The organism is Okeania hirsuta, from assembly GCF_003838195.1.
GTDB classification, from domain to species: domain Bacteria; phylum Cyanobacteriota; class Cyanobacteriia; order Cyanobacteriales; family Microcoleaceae; genus Okeania; species Okeania hirsuta.
Genome location: NZ_RCBY01000441.1, coordinates 1 through 3,090, shown reverse-complemented (window position 1 = coordinate 3,090; position 3,090 = coordinate 1). Strand labels below are relative to the sequence as shown.

General features: G+C 43.6%; 3 protein-coding genes. 1 reads left to right on the top strand and 2 read right to left on the bottom strand.

What is annotated here, in order from left to right:
- Nucleotides 1-496 (top strand): lipopolysaccharide biosynthesis protein (locus tag D5R40_RS36645; protein WP_205127792.1); only part of this gene is annotated, 496 nt, incomplete at its 5' end.
- Between the two features lie 1,905 nt (nucleotides 497-2,401).
- Here the strand turns inward: D5R40_RS36645 and D5R40_RS31505 are convergent.
- Together D5R40_RS31505 and D5R40_RS31500 are read right to left on the bottom strand one after the other, a co-directional pair.
- On the bottom strand, nucleotides 2,402-2,578 hold the full coding sequence (locus D5R40_RS31505) for an FkbM family methyltransferase (RefSeq protein ID WP_240041695.1): 177 nt from the start codon (nucleotides 2,576-2,578) through the stop codon (nucleotides 2,402-2,404).
- 326 nt (nucleotides 2,579-2,904) lie between these two features.
- Nucleotides 2,905-3,090, bottom strand: a 186-nt coding sequence (locus D5R40_RS31500; RefSeq protein WP_124155776.1) for a DUF4294 domain-containing protein, incomplete at its 5' end; no start/stop codon positions are given.

The window sequence follows — 3,090 nt, the reverse complement described above, 5'->3', positions numbered from 1 at the left end:
GAGAGGTGGATTTGATTGGGGATTATGGAAAACAATGTTTCGATATGCGGTACCGCTAGTGGTAGTGGGAATTGCGGGGATGATTAACCAGCTATCGGATCGATACTTCTTGAAAGAATGGTTACCTGGCAGCTATGAAGAGAATATGGATCAGTTGGGCATCTATGTCGCCTGTATCAAGATTGCGGTGCTAATGAATCTTTTTACCCAAGGCTTTAAGTTTGCCGCAGAACCTTTCTTCTTTCGGAATGCCTCACGATCTGATGCGACGAAGATTTATGCGGAAGTCGGGCAAGCATTCACCTTAGTGGGTAGCGTGGCTTTCCTTGGTCTAATGCTCTTATATAGAATCGCTAAGTATATCGTGGCCTCCACCTATCATGGTGGCCTAGCGGTTGTACCTGTTCTGTTGATTGCCTATCTAATTGTTGGGCTATATTACAATTTTGCCATTTGGTACAAATTGAAGGATAAAACTCATATCGGGCTTGGATAGCTTGTGGTGGTGCCATCATAACTATCAGCTGTAACTATTTTCTAATTCCCTTCGTGGGTGGCTGGGGCAGCCTGGTCGGCTTTTATTCTGCTTTCTAGCGATGTGTATTGCTTGTTACTTGATTGGGAGAAAATACTATCCAGTACCTTATCCTATTGTCAGGATGCTGATCTATCTATTCGTTGCCATCCTGTTATATTTTGTCAGCGATGGCTGCGCCCTTCTTTGGAAGATCTTCCCTTGCGACTAGCGGTAAACACCTAATCCTTGGCGTTTATGGTGGGTTATCTTTTCCTAGAGAGAAAGGGCCTGGTCCGAATGTTTTTCCAATCCTAGACAAGTAAGGGGGATTCCGTTTCATAGTAGTTCTTAAGGTTGGATCTACAAATAACGGATTATGAATTGGCGTTCCATTTTTCTAACCCTTTCCCATACCTTTTTGGAGTAGGAATTGCGCTCTTATATTTGAGTCTTTGGCCTGTCGCAGAAATGGGTGACCGCCAAGCCTGTTTACCGCCAAATATGCCGTTCATGATGCTCCTAGAATAGTCAAATCCTACGCAAAGGATTTCTCTTTTCCTTCGGAGACTATTTTTCGAAGAACCTTAGACATGTACTGGTCTTCCCTTATTGGTTGATCATAGGGTGACTTCGTGCTATTTACCTCTGGGCGAAGCCGTATTGGAAATATATACTCGCTACTGTGGTAGGTATTTTGCTTTTGCTGTATTTGTTTCCTGGCATTTTAATGTTGTTTGAAGGAAATCAACCCAGCCAGGCCAATGGGCGCGTGGGTAAAGGTAACATCGCTTATGCCAAACGCTTACCTTATCGCGGGACTAACTTTACGACCTATTTTTTTGGAGGATATCTTTTCGGGCGCACCTTGTGCATGACAAAGTAAAGGCGACAGTGTTGGATGCCTATGAAACTGTGAGGAAACGGCCTCTTCCACCCATTTCATCTTGGGAGAGACGGAAGGAAAAATGGGAGCCTTCCTTCCCACCGAACGCATCAAAATGGACTAAGCGTAGATTTTATGACGCCTTTGCTCAAGAGAGACCGTCCATACCATCGATACCACCCATTTAACCTCTGGGGATATGCGCATGAATTCGATATAAGGGGAAGAAAGGAGATTTGCAGATCGATTACGAGACGATGGCCATCCATTTGTTGGCTATCAAGCGCCTGCAAAAGCCAATGGCTTAGGAATTCAAAAGGTGATTTTTGATCCCGTTTTACGGCCGCAACTCTTGCCACAAAAGCCGGGAAAGAGCTGAGATCCTTACCTTCACAAAGAATCGAGTCATCATTCGACATGATGATCACTACCATGTCGATTTTAAGGTTTTACCCTAAAAAGAAAAAGGCTCAAAAGCCATAGGTTTAAAAATGGACGTTGGCTGATGGTAGTCGATGGGCAAGTTAGTATGACCCGCGAGAAGCTACGTTATGCTTTTACAGCAGATATCCAAGTGTTGAAGATTGGTGTTTTTCAAAAACTGGATCATTTCGTCAGCAGATACAATCTCTTTGGTAGAACATTCACATTTGTTGCATAGCTGAAGCGGTAATTGGGGTTCTGTGCGGACAGGATATTCACACAATGAATGCTCTCTTTTAAAAATATGGGGAGATTCACTTCGAAGGACAGGCAGGAAACTGTACAGGGTAGGGCAGAATAAAATCTCCTGCTCAAAAACCTTCTGCATCAATCTTTATGAAGTAGGGTTGCCCAAACTCTTCCACCAGGTGTTGGTCGTAGTGACAGAGAGGGCAATGCTTCTAGAAAAATGGAATCTCGTTTTCCCATCTCATTGTTAAAACTTTGGCTGAGGTGGTTCTTCCATTTTGAACTCAAAGTATGCAGCGTACTTCCAGAGTCATGCAAATATAGCTGTGCTATACGGTTCGGCACCTACAGCAGCCTTTAACTACTTTAACTTGTTGATGATGACTGAACCTGGCCTGTAGACGGCGAATGTTGCTCGGTGCAGGTTCGATGGCGATCACTTGATGTCCTAACTCAACAAAAATCTCAGAGATATCGCCCAAACTGGCTCCGATGTCAAAGACCAAGGCTTCTGGAGGAGCGTCTTTTAGGATTTTTGATATAATGAACTTCCCAGGGAGGTAGTTTCTTTAACTTTTGATGACGCCAACTTACAGCTGCCTTCCAAATTGGACTGTATTTAAGCTTGTAAAATAAGTAGGAGTCTTTGAACATCCTACTTCCTACTAATCTGATAGGAAATATCTAGATCGTTCAGTACAGCATCCAAGACCGGATCTTGTCCAGGTATATATCCTTCTTGAGCTTGTGCCCAAACATACCGGCTGCTGCACTCCAATAATGGCATTCCACCCTCCACGCAGTTCTTTGATCAGCTTGAACATCGATTTATCTAATTCCTTTCGATCATTTTCATCAGGATCATTCCCTGCGTCTTGGTCAGCTTTTTCAAGGGATCAGTAAACTCCTTTTTTAGCTCTTTATGGAGGCGACGAATATGCTTTTTCCGATCTCGTTTCTTCATATCATTGGTCACCTCTTCCATTTCTCGGAAGATCTTAATGGCTTCTACCGCATA